We start from the raw sequence: 18,831 nt of genomic DNA, 5'->3' as shown, positions 1-18,831 counted from the left end.
GGTCACTCCCGCCAGCCGGCCAGTTCGACCCCCTTGGCCAGCTCCACCCGGAAGCCCAGGGTGATCTCGCCACTCTCCCCCGGCCCGAGCCGCAGCCGCCAGGTCAGCTCGCCCAGCTCGGTGCGCTCGGCCGGGGGCGGGACGAGGGTGGACTCCCGCACGACCACCGCCTCGTCCCGGGACACCGGCAGCTGGTCGCGCACCTCCACGCTCGCCGGGCGGGGCGTGTGGTTGGCCACGCTGATCCGGTACTCCACGTCCCGCCGCCGGGTCGAGCCGAGCGTGGCCCGGGTGTCGGCGCGCCGGCCCAGCTTCCGCTCCACCCGTACCCGGTCGTCCACCCCGAGCGCCAGCTCGGTCTCCTCGCCGGGCGCCCACACCGGCAGCCGGGTGGCCGCGACGAAGTCGGCGCCGTGGAAGACCGCCGCCGGGCCGGGGAGCAGCGTGTGCGACGAGGTGTTGCGGACCGTCGCACGCAGGTGCGCCTCGGCCGCGCGGACCGGCACGGTCACGTGGTCCAGCCGGGCCGGCAGCTCCAGCACGGCGATGGTGGCCCGGTGGGCGCTGCCGTCCGCCGGCACCGCGACCGGACGGGCCGGCCGGTAGGTGGCCGCCGTGACCCCCTGCTCGACGGTGGCCACGCTCTCCCGCACCTCCGGGCGCGGCGCGCCGGATCGGGCCACGGCCCCGGCGGGCGGACCGCCGGGCGCCGCGGGGGCCGGCATCGCGCCGAAGCTGGCCGCCCTCGGCATCGGCGGCTGCACCGGCCGGAGCCGGTCGAGATACCAGGGCGTCAGCTCGGGTACGCGGGTCGCCGCCGCCGGCCGGGCCGTCGAGAGTTCGAGCACGCACTCCGGCCAGTCCTCGCCGGTGTCCTGGCTGACCAGCCCGAACCAGGTGACGGTCATGGTGTCGTCGACCAGCCGCAGGTCGTAGGAGGGCTGCCAGCGGGCCCCGTCGATCAGGTAGCTCAGCTCCAGGTCCAGCTCGTCGTCGTCGGCGTCCACCGACACGGTCACCTCGGCGACCAGCTGGTCCGGTCTCCGCTTGCCGCGCGTGGCGTCCAGTTGCCGCTCGACGGCCGCCAGCTCCTCGGTCAGGTCGGTACGCCGCCGGGCCAGCGCGCGACGGCGGCGCTGGGAGTCGGCGAGCTGGCCGGCGACCGAGTCGGCGAAGGTGGCCACGTCGGTCGGGGCGGCGTCACCGGAGGCCAGCGCGCGGGCGTACGTGCCGCCGGCCCGGTCGGCCAGCCGGGTGAGGAACTGCCCCCGCTGCGTCTCGACCTCGCCCGCGTCGTCGATCTCGGCCAGCTCGTCGGCCAGCTCAAGGCTCCGCTGCTCCAGCTCGTGGACCTGCCCGTCGGTGCTGCGCGCCTGCCGCCACGTCGTGACGTCCACGCCGAGCACGGTGGCGGCACCCCGGCCGCCGACCCGCAGCGAGTCCCGCCGCAGGCCCATCGGCAACGGTGCGACGCGTACGCGGTGCTCACCGGCGGTCAACCGGGTGCTGCCCCGGCGGGTGACCCGGGCGCGGTCCGGGTAGACGGTGACACCGACGACGGGTGCTTCGATCTCCACTGCCTTCACGGCGGCGAGAGTAGCCGGGCGATGCTCGTGAGCGGCGTCCCGCGCGGGGCCGGCGTCGGCGTACGGCTGGGTTAAGCTCCTTCGATCGAGCGTAAGTTACCGGGAGGTAGGCATGTCGGAGGAGCAGCGGGTCGCCATCGTCACGGGCGCGGCGCGGGGGATCGGGGCGGCCACCGCCCGGCGGCTGGCGGCCGACGGCCTCGCGGTCGCCGTGGTCGACATCGAGGAGTCGGCGACGAAGGAGACCGTGGACGCCGTCGCGGCGGCCGGCGGCCGGGCGCTCGGCGTCGGCGCGGACGTGTCCGACCGGGCCCAGGTCGAGGCGGCCGTGGAGCGGGTCGCCGCCGAGCTGGGCGCCCCGACGGTGCTGGTCAACAACGCCGGCGTGCTCCGCGACAACCTGCTGTTCAAGATGACCGACACCGACTGGGACACTGTCATGGGGGTGCACCTGCGCGGCGCGTTCCTGTTCAGCCAGGCCGCCCAGAAGCACATGGTCGAGGCGAAGTGGGGCCGGATCGTCAACCTGTCCAGCACCTCGGCGCTGGGCAACCGGGGCCAGGCGAACTACGCCGCGGCGAAGGCCGGCCTCCAGGGCTTCACCAAGACCCTCGCCATCGAGCTGGGCCCGTTCGGGGTGACCGTCAACGCGGTCGCGCCCGGCTTCATCGTCACCGACATGACCGCCGCCACCGCCGCCCGGATGAAGGTCGACTTCGAGGCGCTCCAGAAGCACGCCGAGTCGGAGATCGCGGTACGCCGGGTCGGCCGCCCCGAGGACGTCGCGCACACCATCTCGTTCCTGGCCAGCGAGGGCGCCTCGTTCGTTTCCGGCCAGGTCATCTACGTGGCCGGCGGCCCCAAGTCCTGACCCCCTCCCCCTTCCCACCCCTCCCCGCGAGCCCGTCTGCCATGATCGCGCCCGCTCCGGGGCGGGGCGGGAGCGCGGGTGGGTGGGTGGGGTCAGGGGTTGGTGGGGCGGGTGCGCCAGAGCCAGAGCAGGCCGAGCACCGGCAGGACCAGCGGGATGTAGCCGTACCCGCTGCCGAACTGCGACCAGACCGTCTCGTCGGGGAAGAGCTCCGGGTCGGCGAGGCTGAGGGCCCCGACGCCGAGCACCCCGGCCAGCTCCACGGCGCAGCACGCGAGCGCCACGCGGCGGCCGGCGGCCCCGGCGCGGGCCAGCCCCACCGCCGCGACGATGTAGATGGCCGCGGCGAGGGCCGAGAGCAGGTACGCCACGGGCGCCTCGTCGAACTTCGTGGCGATCTGGAGGCCGGCGCGGCTCGTCGCGGCGATCGCGAAGAGCAGGTAGACCGCGATCAGCAGCCGCCCCGGGCCGGCGTTGGTCCGCTTCACCTCCGGGGCGCGTACGTCAGCCACCCAGCACCTCCCAGGTCTGCTGGAGCCGTACGACGACCACCGGGGTGACCAGGCAGACCGCGCAGACGATCGCCGAGCCCCAGCGCGTCGGCTCCATCCGGGCCAGCACCCAGGCCAGCGGCGGCAGGCAGACCACCGTCGCGAGGTAGCCGAAGAAGGCGCCCGGCTCGTCCGGCCGCTCGCCGTCACCGAGGGCGACCAGCGCCACCGCGGTCAGCACGAGCAGCGCCACCTCCAGCACGGCCAGGCCGGCGAACTGCGCCCGGTCCGGCGCGCGGTGCCGCAGCGTCGCCACCAGCGCCCAGGCGGCGACGAGGAGCGACAGCACGATCGAGGCGGTCGCGAGGAGCCCGTCCACCGGCGAACCCGCCGACGCTGCGCTGGTCATCGGGGCCGTCCGGGGCGTGGTTCGGTCACCGGCACAGCCTACTAACCCGCGTAGTACACCCCATCACCCGCCGCCCCCTCCTCAGGGGGCCGCCGCCCGCCCGGCCCGGCTCCCGGGGGTCCGACGGCGTCGGACCGGCGGGCGTGGGAGCGAGTCCGGCCAAGGCGGCGACGAATGTCGTCAGAGGACAGTGGGGTACCCCTATCAACCCCTACTCGCCGGTAAGCAGAACGTTGCGGAACGTTATTCTCTCGTCATCGTCGCCACCTCCGACGGCACGTTCGTCTGACGGAGAGGATCCCCATGTCCTTGCCCACCATCCCCCCGGCGCTGAGCGTGGTGATGCCGACGTACCAGGATCCGCAGTGCCTCGCGCTGACCCTCCGGGCGCTGACCCGGCAGACGCTGCCGCCGGAACGCTTCGAAGTGATCGTGGTCCGGGACGGTGGTTCGTCCGACAGGTACGCCGAGGCTCTCGCCGAAGGCGCCGGTCTCCGCCTGCGGGTGGTGGAACTCCCCCGGCGCAAGGGCCGCTCCGTCGCCCGCAACGAAGGGGCGCGGCACGCCACCGCACCTCTGCTCGTCTTCCTCGACGCCGACTCGTGGGCCGTGCCCGACCTGCTGGAGAGGCACCTGACGTGGCACAGCACGCCCGGCAACGCGGCGGTGCTGATCGGCCGGCGGGACGAGATCGGTCTCGCGGACCTCCCCGCCGTGCTGTCCGGGGAGTCGGACACGATCGCGCGCAGCTTCCCGCACGGTGGCGACCTGCGGTTCGCGACGGGACTCCCGGACGACGGCGGCGACTGGCTGAGGGCCGGCTGGGTGATCGCCTACACGCACAACATCTCGCTCTCCACCTCGCTCTTCGCGAAGGTCGGCGGCTACCGCGAGGCGTTCGGTCTCAGCTACGGCGTGGAGGACGTCGAGCTGTTCTACCGCGTGGACCAGAGCCTGCCGGACGGCGTCAACTTCGGCTACGACGACGAGGCCCGGGTCGTCCACCTGCCGCACCACAAGAACATCACCCGCAACTGGATGGAGATGAAGGCCAACTTCCAGCAGGCCGCGAGGTTGTACCCCTGCCTGGAGTGGGAGTTCCTCACCGCGGTCATGGGATACGAGGCGGTCCGGCGGATCCTGTACTACCGGTCGCTCGTCGACGAGTGCGTCGAGCGGTCGGCCTGCGCCATCGGGCCCGCCGCCGCGCGCCTCGCGGGCAAGTTGCGGGGACCCAGGGCGCTCTGGATCGGCACCGGCCGCGCCGAGGCGAGGCTGCCCGCCACGGCGCTCACCTTCGACTACTCCGCACCCATCGGCCCGACCAACTTCCACCTGCTCGGCGTCGCCCCGCCCATGCCGGCGGGCAGCCTGGACGCGGTGGTCAGCGTCGACTTCTGGCGGTACCTGCTGTGGCCGGAGCTCTGCCAGTTCATCTCCGCCTCGGTGCAGCTGGCCGGCGAGGTCCACCTGGTCGCCACCGCCGACGCGACGCCGGGGATGTGCGCCGCCGACCCGCAGACGCTCGACTACCTGCGCCAGGCACAGGCCGCCGAGTACGCGGCCGAGCTGCGCGCGGTCGAGGGGCTCGGCGACGTGTTGACGCTACGGGCCCGCCAGCCCGTGACCGGCGCCGCGCGCCGGGTGCCCGGCCAGGTGACCACCAGGGCGCGACCCACGGCAATGGCGCCGGGCCGCCCTCCGACGGGCTAGCAGATCGACGGTGCGGCCGGACCCGACGTGCTGGGTCCCGGCTCGCTCCACCGCGCCCGGATCCGCCGCTACAGACGGAAAGGCGAGCATCATGCGCGTACTGTTGTCGACCCTCGGGTCGCGCGGCGACGTCCAACCACTGGTGGCGCTGGCATCGCGGTTGAAGGCTCTCGGTCTGCAGGTTCGCCTCTGCGCCCCACCGGACTTCGCCCGGTGGGTGGCCACCTTCAAGATCCCCTTCGTGCCCGTCGGCCCGCCCTGGCGCAGGTCGGCGGCGCCCAGGCCGCGGGCCGCCGTGCCCCGCCCCTCGCCGGCGCAGGTGCGTCAGCTGGCCGAGTCCTCGGTCGGCATCCAGTTCGAGGTGCTGTCGAAGGCGGCCCGGGACTGTGACGCCGTCGTGGCGTCGACCGGCCTCCAGATCGCCGCCCGCACCGTGGCGGAGAAGCGGGGCATACCGTACGTCTTCACGGCGTTCTGCCCGGCGGCCCTTCCCTCACCGCACCACCCGCCGCTCCCGCTGCCGGCCCTCGGGGAGGTGCCCGCGCCCGCGTCGGCCGACAACCGCGAGCTGTGGGCCGCCAACCAGCGGCACGTCAACGACACCTTCGGCGCGCCGCTCAACGCGCTCCGGGCGACGATGGGACTGGTCCCGGTCGACGACGTCAGCGACCACATCCACACCGACCAGCCGTGGCTGGCGGCCGACCGGACGCTGGCGCCCTGGCCGGACACCGCCGACCCGGCCGTCTACCAACCGGGCGCCTGGCTCCTGCCGGACGAGCGGGCCCTGCCGGCCGAGCTGACGACCTTCCTGAACGCCAGCGACCAGCCGTGCGTCTACGTCGGATTCGGCAGTGTCGCCGCACCCCCGGGCGTGCTGGAGACGGCCATCCAGGCGGTGCGCGCGGTCGGCTGCCGCCTGGTCGTCTCCCGGGGCTGGGCACCCCTCTCGATGGCCGGCCGGGCACCCGACTGCCTGGTCGTCGGCGAGGTGAACCAGCAGGCACTGTTCAAGGAGGTGGCCGCGGTGGTCCACCACGGCGGCTCGGGCACCACGACCACGGCCGCGCGGGCCGGGACCCCGCAGGTCGTCATCCCGCAGGTCTACGACCAGCACTACTTCGCGCGACGCGTCTCCGCGCTCGGCATCGGCGGCGCACACCCCGGCGCGGTGCCGACCGTCGAGTCGCTGACCGCGGCTCTCAGCGCCGCGTTGCGGCCCGAGACGGCCGGCCGCGCCCGCGCGTTCGCCGCCGCCATCAGCACCGACGGCGCCCAGGCCGCCGCGGAGCGGTTGACCGCCACCCTGCGGGCCTGAGCACCCGGTCACCGCCGGATCGTCCGCGACGACCAGCGGACGAAGGTGAGCGGGCACGTGCCGGCCGGGCAGCATCGGGGCGGGGAGGCGGGAGGTCGGACCCAGCCGCGACCCCGATGGCCGATCCCGGAAGGACGGAGGCACCGGCGACATCCGGCACAGGGCCCGGCGCGGCTCGTGGCCGCGGGTACCGTGGTGTGACGACGACGGTGGAGGTGCTCGTGGTGCGGTTCGGGTTGTTCGGCACCGGTCACTGGGCGGCGGAGACGCACGCTGCGGCGCTGCACGCCCACCCGGGGGTCGCGTTCGCCGGCGTGTGGGGCCGGGACCCGCGCAAGGCCGCCGCCCTGGCCGAGCGCTACGGGGTGCCGACGTTCGACGACGCCGACGCGCTGATCGACGCCTGCGACGCGGTCGCCGTGGCCCTTCCGCCGGACGTCCAGGCCGGCATCGCGGTCCGCGCGGCCACCGCCGGCCGGCACCTGCTGCTGGACAAGCCGCTCGCGTTGAGCGTCGCCGACGCCGACCGGGTGGTCGACGCCGCGCAGGCGGCGGGCGTCGCCTCGGTGGTCTTCTTCACCGGGCGCTACCAGCCGGACGTCGCCGGTTTCCTCGCCTCGACGGCGGCCGTCGGCGGGTGGCACACCGCCAAGGCGATCCGGTTCGGCTCCATCTTCCAGCCCGGCAGCCCCTACGGGGCCTCGCCCTGGCGCCGGGAGCACGGCGCGCTGTGGGACATCGGCCCGCACGCGCTGTCGCTCATCCTGCCGGTGCTCGGCCGGGTCACCCGCGTCGCCGCCATGGACGGGCCGCGTGGGCTCGTCCACCTGCTCCTCAGCCACGACGGCGGCGCGACCAGCACGGTGTCGCTGACCCTGGACGCCCCGCAGGAGGCGGTGAGCCGGGAGTTCGTCTTCTACGGCGAGAACGGCGTCGAGACCGTACCGGCCGGCGAGGGCGACTCGGCGACCGCGTTCGGGGTGGCGATCGACCAGTTGCTGGAGGAGATCGGCTCGGGCACCCGGGATCACCGCTGCGACGTGCGCTTCGGCCGCGAGGTCGTCGCCGTGCTCGCCGCCGCCGAGACCGCCCGCGCCGAGGGCCGCACCGTCGACCTGCCGAGCTGAGGGCGCACCGCGGAGGCGGAAAAGCGGTCGCCTCCCGGGACGGGCGCGGCTAGGGTCGCCGCATGTCCGCGCACGCTCTGATCGAGGGGGTCGGTACGCCGGCCGTCCTCGGGTCGCTACTGGCGGCCCGCCTGCGAGTCCGGCGTCCGGCCCTGGCCGGCGCGACCCGCGACTGACCCGCATCGCACACCCGGCGTCCCCGCCCCGGCATTCCCGGGCGCGACGCCGCCCCCGCCACGCCTCCGGTTGCCGTCCCGGGGCTGAGTGCCGCCCGTCGGCGCCACCCCGGTGGTCGCCCCCGACGTGGCGCCACGCCGTGCGCCGCCGATCCCGCGTTCCGCGTCCCGCACAGGGCCGTCCGAGTCCCCGGACCATTCGGACAGGCCCCGCTCGCGGCTGCCTGTCCGCTCCGTCGCCGCCCGGCGACAGACAGGACGACGACCCGTGGCGCCTCGCCGTACCCGAGCAACCGAACGCGACCGGTCCCGTCGCGTACTCTCCCAGAACTTCCTCGCCGACCCGGCCGCCATCGCCCGGATGGTGCACGCCGCCCGCCCCGGGCCCGACCGGCTCCTGCTGGAGGTGGGCGCCGGCCGGGGCCAGCTCACCCGGCCGCTCGCGGCCCGCTGCCGGCACCTGACGGCGTACGAGGTGGACCCGGCCGCCGGAGCCGAGCTGGCCAGGGTCTGCGCGGCCCTGCCGAACGTGACGCACCGGCAGGTCGACTTCCTCACCGTCACCCCGCCGCCGGAGGAGTTCGACGTGGTGGGCAACATCCCCTGGTCGCTGACCTCGGCCGTGGTGCGGTGGTGCCTGGCCGCGCCCGGTCTGCGCGCCGCCACCCTGCTCACCCAGTTGGAGTACGCCCGCCGGCGTAGCGGCGACTACGGCCGGTGGACCAGGCTGACCGTGCTGACCTGGCCGGAGTTCGGCTGGCGGCTCGCCGGGCGGGTGCCCCGCACCGCGTTCCGCCCCGTGCCGAGGGTGGACGCCGGCATCCTGCGCGTCGAGCGGCGGCCGGAGCCGCTGCTGGCCGCGTCGGCGCTGCCCGCGTACCGCCGGATGGTGGAGACCGGCTTCGACGGGGTCGGCGGCTCGCTCGCGGCCTCGCTGGCCCGGCACCACCCGCGGGCGCGGTTGGCGGCGGCGCTGCGGGCGACCCGGCTCGACCCGGCCACCCCGGTCGGGCACGTCTGGCCCGAGCAGTGGCTGGTGCTGTTCCGGCTGCTGCACGCCCGCTGAGCGGTCAGGCCAGCGTGTTCAGGGCCTCGCTCAGCTCGGCGGGGGAGTCGAACTCCTCCGCCGGCAGGGCCCGGAGCGTCTGGAGCGTCGCCGTGCTGACGCCGTTCTCCTGGCCCCAGCGGATGAGGTCCTCCCGGGAGACCGGGTAGTCGAGCCCGGCCAGGTACTCCTGCAACTGCACGCCGGTGACGGTCATGCCGGCGGGCTACCCGCTCAGCCCGCCGGCACACGCCCGCCGATCGACGATCGGCGGTTTGCCCCGGCGGCGCGCCGGGTAGCCGCCGGCATGCTGGTTCAGCGGCTCGGCGCGCCGAGCGACTTCGACCCGTTGCTGGAGCGCGTCCGGGACGCCCGGATCGTGATGATCGGTGAGGCGACGCACGGCAACCACGACTACTACCGGCTGCGCGAACAGCTCACCCGCCGGCTGATCGCCGAGTGCGGGTTCTCCTTCGTGGCCGTGGAGGGGGACTGGCCCGACTGCGACCGGGTGCACCGCTCGGTGACCGCCGCACCGGGCGGGGCCGCCGACCCGCGCGTCGCGCTGGAGCGCTTCGAGCGCTGGCCGACCTGGATGTGGGCGAACGCCGAGGTGGCCCGCTTCTGCTCCTGGTTGCGGGCGTGGAACGTGGAGCGGCCCCAGGACGCGCGGGCCGGCTTCCACGGCCTGGACGTCTACAGCCTGTGGGAGTCCATGCAGGCGATCTTCGACTACCTCGGCGAGGAGGACCCGGGATCGCTGGAGGCGGCGCAGGACGCGTACCGCTGCTTCGAGCCGTACGGCAAGCGGGTTGAGGAGTACGGGATGGCGAGCCGGTTCGTCTCCGCCCGCTGCGAGGAGGAGGTCGTGCGGCTGCTGGCGCGTACCCGCGAACAGGCCGCCGGGGACGGCCCGGACAGCTTCTCGGCCTGGCAGAACGCGGAGGTGGTGGCCGGCGCGGAGCGCTACTACCGGTCGATGGTGCGCGGCGGGCCGGAGTCGTGGAACATCCGGGACACGCACATGGCGGACACCCTGGACCGGCTGCTGGAACGCTACGGCCCCGGCGCGCGGGGCGTCGTCTGGGCGCACAACACGCACGTCGGCGACGCCCGGGCCACCGACATGGCCGGCGACGGGATGGTCAACATCGGCCAGCTGGCCCGCGAGCGGCACGGCGCCGACGAGGTGGTCCTGGTCGGCTTCGGCGGCTACCGGGGCACGGTGATCGCCGCGCCCCGCTGGGGCTCGCCGGCCGAGGCGATGGTGGTGCCGCCGGCCCGCCCCGGCTCGGTCGAGCACCGGCTGCACGAGCTGATGCCCGAGCGGGCCGTGCTGGTCTTCGGCGGCGACGACCAGCCCGGCTGGGTCACCGGGACCGCCGACCACCGGGCGATCGGGGTGGTCTACGACCCGTCCTTCGAGTCGTGGGGCAACTACGTGCCGACCCGGCTGGGGGAGCGCTACGACGCCTTCGTCTGGTGCGACGAGACGACGGCCCTGCACCCCCTCCCGGCCCTGACCACCCCGGGCGAGATGGAGACCTACCCGGCCGGCGTCTGACCCGCGCCCCCGCTCCGATCCCGCTGATCATGCAGTCGTGGTGCCCGCTCCGACCGGTTTCGCCGGTTGTGCGGGGCACCACGACTGCATGATCGACCGAGCGGTCGGGCGGGTCAGGTGTGGGCGGGGGACCTGTCGTCCAGGTGGGCGCGCAGGCCCTCGCCCTCGATGTCGACGTTGGGCAGGATCTTGTCCAGCCAACGGGGGAGCCACCAGGCCCGCCTGCCGAGCAACGACATCACGGCCGGCACGATGGTCATCCGGACCACGAACGCGTCGATGGCGACGCCGATGGCGAGCGCGAAGCCCATCGACTTGATGACCGGGTCGTCGAGGAAGACGAAGCCGCCGAACACCGAGATCATGATCAGCGCGGCGGCGGTCACCACCCGGGCGCCGTGCCCCATCCCGTTGATGGTCGCCTGGTGCGCGGTGTCGCCGTGCACGAAGTCCTCCCGCATCCGGGAGACCAGGAAGACCTCGTAGTCCATCGCCAGGCCGAACAGGATGCCGATCAGCAGGATCGGCAGGAAGCTGACCAGCGGGCCGGGCGTGTCCAGGCCGACGAGGTCGGCGAGGTGCCCCTGCTGGAACACCGCCACGGTGATGCCGAAGGTGGCGGCGACGGTGAGCAGGAAGCCCAGCGCGGCCTTGACCGGCACCAGCAGCGAGCGGAAGACCAGCATCAGCAGCAGCACCGAGAGCCCCACCACCAGCAGCAGGTAGACCGGCAGGGCGTCGGAGAGCTTCTCGGAGACGTCGATGCCGATCGCGGTCGCCCCGGTCAGCAGCACGTCGACGTCGCGGAACTCGCCCACCGCCGCGCGGACGTCGTTGACCAGGGTCTCGGTGGCCTCCTCGGTCGGGCCGGTCTTCGGCACCACCCCGAGCAGCGCGGTGCGGCCGTCCGGGCTGAGCTGCGGCGGGGCCACCGCGAGGACGTTCTCGGTGCGCTGGACCAGCGCGGTGACCTGCGGGATGGCGGCCGAGGTCGCCTCCGGGGTGTCCCCGGCGACCACCACCGCGAGCCGGCCGGTGAAGCCCGGACCGAAGCCCTCGGTGATCACGTCGTTCGACTCCCGGGCGGCCGAGCCGACCGGCGCGGTGCCCGCGTCGGGCAGCGCGAGCCGCATGTCGGGCGCGGGCAGCGCGAGCAGCCCCAGCCCGATCAGCCCGACCAGGATGACCGGAATCCGGAACCGGGTGACGAAATGCGCCCAGCGGAACCCGAAGCCCGACCGGTCCTCGCCCGGCGGGGTGCCCGCGTCGACGGCGTCGGCCGCCCGATCCCCGGCCGGCACGGTGGTGCGCAGCTTGCGGGGCAGCACCCGGCGGCCGGCGAAGCCGAGCAGCGCCGGCTGGAGCGTGATCGCGACCAGCACCGCGATGGTGACCGTGCCGGCGGCGGCCAGACCCATCACCGTCAGGAACGGGATGTTCACCACGGCAAGCCCGGCCAGCGCGATGACCACGGTGGCGCCGGCGAAGACCACGGCCGAGCCGGCGGTGCCGACCGCGCGGCCCACCGCCTCGTCCGGTGGCAGCCCCTCCATGAGGTTCTGCCGGTAGCGGGAGGTGATGAAGAGCGAGTAGTCGATGCCGACCGCGAGGCCGAGCATCAGGGCGAGGATCGGCGCGGTGCTGCTCAGGTCGACCACGCTGCTGATCGCGAACAGACCCGCCATGCCGACGCCCACGCCGATCAGCGCGTTGAGCATCGTCATCCCGGCCGCCACCAGCGAACCGAAGGTGACCACCAGGACGATCGCGGCGACCGCCACACCGATCGCCTCGGTCGAGCCGACCTCCGGCACGCTGCTGAGCACCTCGCCGCCGGGCGCGACCTCCCAGCCCTGGGCCTCGGCCCGCTCGCCGACCTTCTCGTACGCGTCGCGCTGGGCGTCGGTCACCTCGTCGGCGCCCGTGGCGAACTGGACCTGGACCAGCGCGTACCGGCCGTCCGGGGAGACCGCTCCCACCTGGAACGGGTCGACGGCGCCGACGACGCCGGGCAGCGTGGCGGCCTCCTGGGTGAGTTCCTTCACCACGGCCTGCCCCTGCGGGCCGGCGAGCGCGCCGTCGGCCGGCGCCTTGACCGCGATCGTGCCGGTCGCGCCGCTCGCCGCCGGGAACTGCTCGGCGAGCAGGTCCAGGGCGCGCTGCGACTCGGTGCCGGGCATGGTGAAGTTGTCGGCTATCGGGCCGCGCAGGGTCGCGGCGGCGAGGCCGAGACCGACGAGTACGACGAGCCAGATCGCCGCGACGAGTCGCCGCCGGCGCATCGAGCCCCGGCCGAGCCGGTAGAGCAGGGTGGCCATGAGTTCCTTGTCCTCGGTCGTGGATGGTTGGGTACGGATCAGTCGACGGGCTCCAGTGCCCGCCGGGCGAGTGCCAGCAGGGCGGTGCGCAGCTCCTCGTCGGGTACGTCGGCGAACTCCCCGCAGGTCTCGGAGATGCCGGCGAGCAGCACCAGCGCCGCGATCCGGGCGGACGGGCGTGCCGGGTGTCCGGCGAGCGCGTCGACCAGTCGCTCGGACATCCGCTGGATGTGCGCGAAGGCGGGCTGCTTGAGCAGCTCCGGGAACTCGCCCCGGAGCAGGGCGATCTCGCGACGGAAACGGACCGCGAGGTCGACGAAGCCCTCGGCGGCGACCCGCTGGGCGTCCGCGCCGCGATGCGCGGAGATCCGCTCGTCGAGCGCCTGGAGGACGTCGATCGCCGGGGCCATCAGCTCGGTGAGGATGGCCTCCTTGTTGGCGAAGTGGTAGAGCACCGCCGCCTTGGAGCAGCCGACCTCGCGCGCGATGTCCTGCAACGAGGTGCCCCGGTAGCCGGTCGTCGCGAAGCGTCGGGCCGCCGCCGAAAGGATCTCGTCGTGCGTCTCCGGAACCATCCGCGCCATGCCGGTCCACCTCCCCGACCAGCATGCCTGACCGATCGGTCAGACCCTGACCGATCGGTCAGATCGAGGGCGTGGCGTTCCCCACACCCGGTCGAGGTTTACCCCTCCGGGGCGTGCGGGAGCGCGTCGTCGGCCGCGCCGTGCGCCCGGTCGTACGCGGCCCGGGCCTCGGCGATCGCGCTGCGGTGCCGCTCCGCCCAGTCCGTCAGGGCCACCAGCGACCCGTGGAGCTCCAGCGCGATCGGGGTGGCGGTGTACTCCACCTTCGGCGGGACGGTCGGATGGACCCTCCGGTGCAGCAGCCCGTCGCGTTCCAGGTTGCGCAGGGTCAGGGTGAGCATCCGGCGGCTGATCCCCGCCACGCGGCGCTCCAGCTCCGTGAAGCGCACCGGGCCCTGGCAGGCGGCCACGAGGATGCCGACGCTCCACTTGCCGCCCACCCGGTCGAGCACCTCGCGGACCGTGCACGCCTCGGCCTGACCGGGGGCGGAGGGCTCGTCGACCGCCCCGCACGCCGGGGACTCCCGCCCGTCGGTGACATCGTTGTTCCCCTGGGACACGCAGTGCCTCCTCACGCTCCGCCGCCCCTCGGCGAAAGGCGAGGCGGCCCGTCCCGGACCGCGTCGCGCGGCGCCCGCCCCAGCCCTCCGGCGCCCGTTCCAGCCTGCCCGGCGGTCGGCCGAGGGATCCGCCCGGGGGTCGGCCGAGGCGCCCGCTCGAGACGCGGGTCGGCGCCGGGAGCGGCCAGTCCATCGGTGCGGGATTGGAGCTTAGAGCCGGGCCCCGGCCCGTCGAGAATCGGCGTATGACCGACGATATCGCCGACCGGGCGGCGACGCTGCGCACGCTGCACCGGCCCGGTGACCCGCTCATCCTGCCCAACGCCTGGGATGCTGGCTCTGCCCGCCTGGTCGCCGCCGCCGGCTTCCCGGCCGTGGCCACCAGCAGCAGCGCCGTGGCCGAATCGCTCGGCCACGCCGACGGCGAGGCCACCCCGCCCGGCGAGATGTTCGCCGCCGTGGCCCGCGTCGCCCGCGCCGTCGCCGTTCCCGTCACCGCCGACCTGGAGCGGGGGTACGGGCTGCGCCCCGCCGAGCTGGTGGAACGCCTGCTCGACGCCGGGGCGGTCGGGCTCAACCTGGAGGACTCCGACCCGCGTACCGGCCGGTTGGTCGACGCCGGGGCGCAGGCCGACCTGCTGGCCGAGGTCCGGGCGGCGGCCGACGCGGCCGGGGTGCCGGTGGTGCTCAACGCCCGGATCGACGTCTTCCTCGCCGCGGGCGGCGACCCCGCCGCCCGGCTCCCGGAGGCGGTCCGCCGGGCCACCCGCTACCTCGCCGCCGGCGCGGACTGCGTCTACCCGATCCTGCTCGCCGACCCGGCGGTCCTGTCCGAGCTGGTGGCGGCCGTGCCCGGGGCGGTGAACGCGCTCGCCCGCCCCGGCGCCCCGACGGTGTCGGAGCTGGCCGCGCTCGGGGTGGCCCGGGTCAGCTACGGCGGGGGCCTGTACGCCGCCGCCCACGGGCACACGCAGCGGCTGCTCGACGTCGTCCGGGCCGGCGGCGACCCGTTCGCCGCGGTTCGCCCCGCCGCGTCCGGTTGACCGCCGGCCCCCGGGCCGCGAAGGTGGTCGGATGAGTGGCGCTGACGAGACCCGGGACGGGGTGTCGCTGACCAACCTCGACCAGCCGTTGTTCGACGGTGCCGACGCGACCAAGCGGGACCTGGTCGACTACCTCGACGCGGTGCACGAGCGGATCCTGCCGCAGCTGCGGGGCCGGCCGCTGTCGGTGATCCGGGTCCGGCCGGGGCAGCCGCCGTTCATGCAGAAGAACCTGCCGAAGTACACCCCGGACTGGGTGCCCCGCACGCCGGTCTGGGCGGAGGCGTCGCACCGCGAGATCTCGTACGCGCTCTGCGACGACCGGCGCACCCTGCTCTGGTTCGCCAACCAGCGCGCGGTGGAGTACCACCCCACCCTGGCCACGGTCGACGACCTGCACCGCCCCACCCACCTGGTGCTGGACCTCGATCCGCCGGAGGGAGACTCCTTCGCGCTGGCGGTCGCCGCCGCACGGCTGGTCCGGCAGGCGCTCGCCGACGCGGGGCTCGCCGGTGCGGTCAAGACCAGCGGGGCCAAGGGCGTGCACGTCTTCGTGCCGGTCGCGGAGGGCGCCACGGTGGAGGACATGGCCGCCGCGACCCGGGCGGTGGCGGCCCGCGCCGAACGGCTGGACCCGGCGCTGGCCACCACGGCCTTCATCCGCGAGGACCGGGGCGGCAAGGTGTTCGTCGACTCGACCCGGGCCGGCGGGGCGACCGTGGTGGCCACCTACAGTCCGCGGCTGCGGCCGGGCGTGCCGGTCTCCTTCCCGGTCGACTGGGCCGACCTGGGCGACGTGACCCCGGCGGACTTCACCATCCGCACCGCTCCGGCGCTGATCGCCGGGCGCGACCCCTGGGCCGAGCGGCTGCCGGCGCCGCAGCGGCTCCCGGCGGACCTGGTCGCCGAGGGGCACACCATCCCGGTCGCCCGCGTGCAGGCCATGCACGAGGGCAAGCGCCGGGCCCGCGCCCGCCGCGCCGCCGGCTGACGTACGCCCACCGCCCTCGGCCCCCTCCGTCGCCTGTCGCCGGCCACCCGTCGGCCTGTCGCCTGTCGGCCCTCCGTCGCCTGCCGTGGGTCGCCCCTCGACCATGCCCGTCGGCCACCCCGGCTACGTCGGGAAGCGACGCCCGACCGCGCGGGCGGGCGACCGGTCCGTGCCGCCGTACGTCCGGAGTCGACCCCGCGTTCGCGCCGTCGGGCGGCAGACGGGCGGCGGCGGCCGACCTAGCGTCGACGACGACCCCAGCGGACGGCGCCGGCACGGCGTCGACTGGATCGGCAGGAGGACCCATGACCCGCGACAGGCTGACCTGGACGGTGCTCATCGCCCTGGTGTGGACGGCCATGATGTCGTTCGGCGGCGTCGCCGCCGAGACCGTGATGCTCTACCCCAACATCTTCGGCGACCCCCCGGCGTCCCTGGACCGGGCCCGCGAGTTCCTGGTGGCGGGCGGCCCGAGTGACTACTTCCCGCCGCTCGGCGCGACCGTCGTGCTCGCCTGCCTCGCGGCGGCGGTGCTCACCTGGCGCGACCGCCGGCTGCGCTGGTGGGTCGCCGGCGCGGCCGTGGTCTTCGTCGCCTGCGAGTTCCTGTTCTCGGTCTTCTTCTTCTGGCCGCGCAACGAGATCATGTTCGTCGACCCGGTCGGCACGCACTCCCCGGAGTACCTGCGTCAGGTCGCGGCCGAGTTCGTCGCCGGGCACCGGGTGCGGCTGGTGGGCGGGGCGGTGACGGCCGCGCTGGCGTTCACCGCGCTGCTGCGCTGGGCCCGCGCGACCGCCCCTCGGACCTGACGGACGCCTTCCGCCCGCCCCGACCGGGCGGCGGCCGGAGCACGGGAGAGGTCGTCGACCAGCCAACCTGGTCGGCGGCCTCTGCTGGCGACCATGATCCAGTAGGTAGTCTCCCGCTCATGATCGCGCTGCCCTCGCCTCGCGTTCATGGCGAGCCCGCGCCGCTGCGGGCCCGCCCCGCCGCCACCCGTGCTGCGGCCAGTCCAGCTCTGAGGAGGATCTGGTGATCAGAGCCCATGCGAAGACCCTGGCCTTGATTGTCGGCGTGCTTCTCGTTCCGTTGATCCTGGCCGGATGCGCAAGAAATGAGGATTCGGGGGAGACCAGGATCTTCGAGATCGAGAACACGGAGGAGGTCTTCGGCAAGAAGGACGAAGACCACGTGACCGTCAGGAAGCATTACATGATCCTGAACCCACCCGAGGATCTGACGGAACTGAAGGAGCTGGTCGAGAAGTACGGCAAGGAGCACCCAGTCGAGGGGAAGATCGAAGCGGCGGCGGGAAAGACCCGCTTCTTCCACATGTACTTCTACCGGGAGAGCGCCGACCTGCCGAGGGACTGGCAGCCGGACGAGGGCTACCTGAGCACGGATCGGATGGAGCACCACAAGAACGATCTCATTGCGGCGGTAGATTGGTCGGACGCAGACCCGCAGAAAGAATACTCCAGTTATGAGAAAAGCAAGGAAGGGAAGATCGTCAAGCGGATGCGTTTCGTGGAAGACCAGCTTGTCGGGTGAGGCTGGAGTCTCCAACAGATGTGCAGTGGCTGCGATGGCTTCCGCATGCGCCGCACCTGCTCCGCGGCCGCCCGCCTGATGATCCGGCTCAGCCACGCCAGGCGACGGCCGGGTTCAACTTCGGCACGCATCGGGTGCAGGCGCCCGTCACGGGCCGCTGAGAGCCGAACGCGGCCGGACGTACGACAAAGGCCGCTGCCTGGGCTTGCCCTGGTCAGCGGCCTTGATCGTGCTCATCGTGGTGCCCCCGGCAGGATTCGAACCTGCGCCCCCGCCTCCGGAGGGCGGTGCTCTATCCCCTGAGCTACGGGGGCTCAGCGACTCGAGAAGACTAGCAAACGCCTCCCCGGAACGCCGAATCGGTATCCGGTGCCCGCCCTCGTGTCGCCCTGCCCGGTGCCGCCTGCGCCGCACGCCGCTCCAGGGGGAGGGCGGACGCCCTCGGGGCGGCACGAGTGAAACCTCACGGTTGTGTCCCGTCGTCCGATGCGGCCATGGCGTTCCACTCGTCGTTGCCCGCCCGGCCACTTCGGCCGTCGCGCCGGGGCGGGCCGGCCCCGGCGCGGGCCGTCGCACCCGATGTCGGGCGTACGGTGCGGGCGCCGGCGCTGTGGGTGGTCAGGCGGCGACGACGCGGCCGCAGCTGGGCAGCGGGTGCAGCACGATGCGGCGGGGCAGGCGCCGGGGCCACTCGTTGCGGGGCCAGGAGCCGTCCACGATCAGGTGCACGGTCCGCTGCTCCTCGCCGCTGAGCCGCAGCACGAAGTCGCGGGGGAGCGGCGGGTCGACCGACGGTGTGGTGATCATGAAGCGCACCCGGCCGCGGGAGGAGACGGCGGAGATGACGTCCGCCGCCGGCATCGTGCCGCGCAGGCGTACGCGGCCGATCCAGTAGACCTCGGCGAGGTGCTCCTGCGCCGCCCGGGTGATGGTCGGGTACTCGCTGCGTACCCAGCGCTCCACCGCGCCGACGCAGAGACCGCAGGCCCGCTCCCGGGGCTCGCGCGGGCCCAGCCCCCAGGCCCGCAGGTACGCCCCGACCGCCCCGGCGTCCATGGGCGCCGCGAAGCGGTGCTGGATGAGGGCGTGCAGGCTCTGCCGCGTCCACAGCTCCTCGTCCAGGCCCAGCTCGTCGGGGTAGACGCCCCGCAGGACGTCGATGAGTTCGAGCTCCTGTTCGCGGCTGAGCGTTCCCGGCTCGCCCTGCCGCTGTCCGCGACGGACGGCTGCCACCGCCCCGTCACCGCCGATGGTGTGGCGCCGGCACCAGCTGGTGACCGAACGCCGTGCGTCTCTCAGTGCAACCCCCACGTCCTGCGCAACGAGCCCGAATCGCAACTGGTCACGATATGTGTGGAGAAAACTCTCTTAGTGTCGTAATCGGTCGGATCGCACGAGGGGTCGCTTAGTCCTTAAAACGGACACGGGCGAGATCGCTTCCGGCGCCGCCCCGCACGGGCCGGACGTTCGAGCCGGCCCGCTTC

The 18,831-nt window shown here is 74.2% G+C and carries 18 protein-coding genes and 1 tRNA gene; 10 read left to right on the top strand and 9 right to left on the bottom strand.

Going from position 1 to position 18,831, the window contains the following annotated elements:
• Window positions 1-2 precede the first annotated feature (2 nt).
• Window positions 3-1,586, bottom strand: a complete 1,584-nt coding sequence (locus tag DER29_RS22265; RefSeq protein WP_121399632.1) for a DUF4139 domain-containing protein — start codon at window positions 1,584-1,586, stop codon at window positions 3-5.
• Window positions 1,587-1,698: 112 nt separating this feature from the next.
• On the opposite strand from DER29_RS22265, the gene fabG reads away from it, so the two are divergent.
• Window positions 1,699-2,457, top strand: coding sequence for a 3-oxoacyl-ACP reductase FabG (gene fabG, locus DER29_RS22260; protein WP_121399631.1), 759 nt, complete (start codon window positions 1,699-1,701; stop codon window positions 2,455-2,457).
• 92 nt (window positions 2,458-2,549) lie between these two features.
• On the opposite strand, the gene DER29_RS22255 is transcribed toward fabG, so the two are convergent.
• Both DER29_RS22255 and DER29_RS22250 read right to left on the bottom strand, forming a co-directional pair.
• Window positions 2,550-2,969 (bottom strand): hypothetical protein, encoded by a 420-nt coding sequence (locus tag DER29_RS22255; protein WP_121399630.1) that lies wholly within the window; start codon window positions 2,967-2,969, stop codon window positions 2,550-2,552.
• Window positions 2,962-3,357 (bottom strand): hypothetical protein, encoded by a 396-nt coding sequence (locus tag DER29_RS22250; RefSeq protein ID WP_121399629.1) that lies wholly within the window; start codon window positions 3,355-3,357, stop codon window positions 2,962-2,964. Before DER29_RS22250 ends, DER29_RS22255 begins: the two co-directional genes overlap by 8 nt.
• A gap of 303 nt (window positions 3,358-3,660) precedes the next feature.
• Between DER29_RS22250 and DER29_RS22245 the strand changes: the two genes are divergently transcribed.
• From DER29_RS22245 to erm, 4 genes are all read left to right on the top strand, one after another.
• Window positions 3,661-5,070 (top strand): glycosyltransferase family 2 protein, encoded by a 1,410-nt coding sequence (locus DER29_RS22245; RefSeq protein ID WP_121399628.1) that lies wholly within the window; start codon window positions 3,661-3,663, stop codon window positions 5,068-5,070.
• 91 nt (window positions 5,071-5,161) lie between these two features.
• Entirely contained in the window at window positions 5,162-6,388 is a 1,227-nt protein-coding gene (locus tag DER29_RS22240; protein WP_121399627.1) for a glycosyltransferase, read from the top strand.
• A 221-nt stretch (window positions 6,389-6,609) separates the two neighbouring features.
• Window positions 6,610-7,515, top strand: a complete 906-nt coding sequence (locus DER29_RS22235; RefSeq protein WP_121400113.1) for a Gfo/Idh/MocA family protein — start codon at window positions 6,610-6,612, stop codon at window positions 7,513-7,515.
• A gap of 444 nt (window positions 7,516-7,959) precedes the next feature.
• Window positions 7,960-8,757 carry an ErmE/ErmH/ErmO/ErmR family 23S rRNA (adenine(2058)-N(6))-methyltransferase gene (gene erm / locus DER29_RS22230; RefSeq protein ID WP_121399626.1) on the top strand — a complete coding sequence of 266 codons (798 nt, stop codon included), beginning with the start codon at window positions 7,960-7,962 and terminating at the stop codon, window positions 8,755-8,757.
• Between the two features lie 4 nt (window positions 8,758-8,761).
• Here the strand turns inward: erm and DER29_RS22225 are convergent, their stop codons facing one another.
• Window positions 8,762-8,953 carry a DUF2795 domain-containing protein gene (locus DER29_RS22225; RefSeq protein ID WP_121399625.1) on the bottom strand — a complete coding sequence of 64 codons (192 nt, stop codon included), beginning with the start codon at window positions 8,951-8,953 and terminating at the stop codon, window positions 8,762-8,764.
• 90 nt (window positions 8,954-9,043) lie between these two features.
• On the opposite strand from DER29_RS22225, the gene DER29_RS22220 reads away from it, so the two are divergent.
• Entirely contained in the window at window positions 9,044-10,300 is a 1,257-nt protein-coding gene (locus DER29_RS22220) for an erythromycin esterase family protein (RefSeq protein ID WP_121399624.1), read from the top strand.
• 113 nt (window positions 10,301-10,413) lie between these two features.
• Here the strand turns inward: DER29_RS22220 and DER29_RS22215 are convergent, their stop codons facing one another.
• The 3 genes from DER29_RS22215 to DER29_RS22205 all read right to left on the bottom strand — a co-directional run bounded on the left by DER29_RS22215 (window position 10,414) and on the right by DER29_RS22205 (window position 13,762).
• Window positions 10,414-12,618, bottom strand: a complete 2,205-nt coding sequence (locus tag DER29_RS22215; protein WP_121399623.1) for an MMPL family transporter — start codon at window positions 12,616-12,618, stop codon at window positions 10,414-10,416.
• A gap of 38 nt (window positions 12,619-12,656) precedes the next feature.
• Window positions 12,657-13,202 (bottom strand): TetR/AcrR family transcriptional regulator, encoded by a 546-nt coding sequence (locus DER29_RS22210; RefSeq protein WP_121399622.1) that lies wholly within the window; start codon window positions 13,200-13,202, stop codon window positions 12,657-12,659.
• Between the two features lie 98 nt (window positions 13,203-13,300).
• The gene (locus DER29_RS22205; RefSeq protein WP_121399621.1) at window positions 13,301-13,762 is read right to left on the bottom strand and encodes a helix-turn-helix domain-containing protein; all 462 of its coding nucleotides are present in this window, start codon (window positions 13,760-13,762) and stop codon (window positions 13,301-13,303) included.
• 245 nt (window positions 13,763-14,007) lie between these two features.
• On the opposite strand from DER29_RS22205, the gene DER29_RS22200 reads away from it, so the two are divergent.
• From DER29_RS22200 to DER29_RS22185, 4 genes are all read left to right on the top strand, one after another.
• Complete coding sequence (locus DER29_RS22200) at window positions 14,008-14,805, top strand: isocitrate lyase/phosphoenolpyruvate mutase family protein (protein ID WP_121399620.1); 798 nt, start codon at window positions 14,008-14,010, stop codon at window positions 14,803-14,805.
• Window positions 14,806-14,836: 31 nt separating this feature from the next.
• Window positions 14,837-15,796 (top strand): non-homologous end-joining DNA ligase, encoded by a 960-nt coding sequence (ligD, locus tag DER29_RS22195; protein ID WP_121399619.1) that lies wholly within the window; start codon window positions 14,837-14,839, stop codon window positions 15,794-15,796.
• Window positions 15,797-16,101: 305 nt separating this feature from the next.
• Window positions 16,102-16,605, top strand: a complete 504-nt coding sequence (locus tag DER29_RS22190; protein WP_121399618.1) for an anthrone oxygenase family protein — start codon at window positions 16,102-16,104, stop codon at window positions 16,603-16,605.
• 223 nt (window positions 16,606-16,828) lie between these two features.
• Entirely contained in the window at window positions 16,829-17,347 is a 519-nt protein-coding gene (locus DER29_RS22185; protein WP_121399617.1) for a hypothetical protein, read from the top strand.
• A gap of 239 nt (window positions 17,348-17,586) precedes the next feature.
• On the opposite strand, the gene DER29_RS22180 is transcribed toward DER29_RS22185, so the two are convergent.
• Both DER29_RS22180 and DER29_RS22175 read right to left on the bottom strand, forming a co-directional pair.
• Window positions 17,587-17,661 (bottom strand) — tRNA-Arg (locus tag DER29_RS22180).
• A 304-nt stretch (window positions 17,662-17,965) separates the two neighbouring features.
• A complete protein-coding gene (locus DER29_RS22175; RefSeq protein ID WP_121399616.1) occupies window positions 17,966-18,658 on the bottom strand; it encodes a winged helix-turn-helix domain-containing protein in 693 nt (230 codons plus the stop codon).
• Between the last annotated feature and the right edge of the window lie 173 nt (window positions 18,659-18,831).

It is taken from the genome of Micromonospora sp. M71_S20, from assembly GCF_003664255.1.
Lineage (GTDB): Bacteria > Actinomycetota > Actinomycetes > Mycobacteriales > Micromonosporaceae > Micromonospora.
The sequence above is the reverse complement of the archived record's forward strand: the minus strand, read 5'-3'. Positions and strand labels throughout refer to the sequence as shown.

Bases quoted from the DNA above. Each gene is read 5' to 3' on its own strand.
- fabG (WP_121399631.1), top strand. From the start codon at position 1,699: ATGTCGGAGGAGCAGCGGGTCGCCATCGTCACGGGCGCGGCGCGGGGG.
- DER29_RS22250 (WP_121399629.1), bottom strand. From the start codon at position 3,357: ATGACCAGCGCAGCGTCGGCGGGTTCGCCGGTGGACGGGCTCCTCGCG.
- DER29_RS22245 (WP_121399628.1), top strand. From the start codon at position 3,661: ATGTCCTTGCCCACCATCCCCCCGGCGCTGAGCGTGGTGATGCCGACG.
- DER29_RS22240 (WP_121399627.1), top strand. From the start codon at position 5,162: ATGCGCGTACTGTTGTCGACCCTCGGGTCGCGCGGCGACGTCCAACCA.
- DER29_RS22225 (WP_121399625.1), bottom strand. From the start codon at position 8,953: ATGACCGTCACCGGCGTGCAGTTGCAGGAGTACCTGGCCGGGCTCGAC.
- DER29_RS22220 (WP_121399624.1), top strand. From the start codon at position 9,044: ATGCTGGTTCAGCGGCTCGGCGCGCCGAGCGACTTCGACCCGTTGCTG.
- DER29_RS22215 (WP_121399623.1), bottom strand. From the start codon at position 12,618: ATGGCCACCCTGCTCTACCGGCTCGGCCGGGGCTCGATGCGCCGGCGG.
- DER29_RS22210 (WP_121399622.1), bottom strand. From the start codon at position 13,202: ATGGCGCGGATGGTTCCGGAGACGCACGACGAGATCCTTTCGGCGGCG.
- DER29_RS22200 (WP_121399620.1), top strand. From the start codon at position 14,008: ATGACCGACGATATCGCCGACCGGGCGGCGACGCTGCGCACGCTGCAC.
- ligD (WP_121399619.1), top strand. From the start codon at position 14,837: ATGAGTGGCGCTGACGAGACCCGGGACGGGGTGTCGCTGACCAACCTC.
- DER29_RS22190 (WP_121399618.1), top strand. From the start codon at position 16,102: ATGACCCGCGACAGGCTGACCTGGACGGTGCTCATCGCCCTGGTGTGG.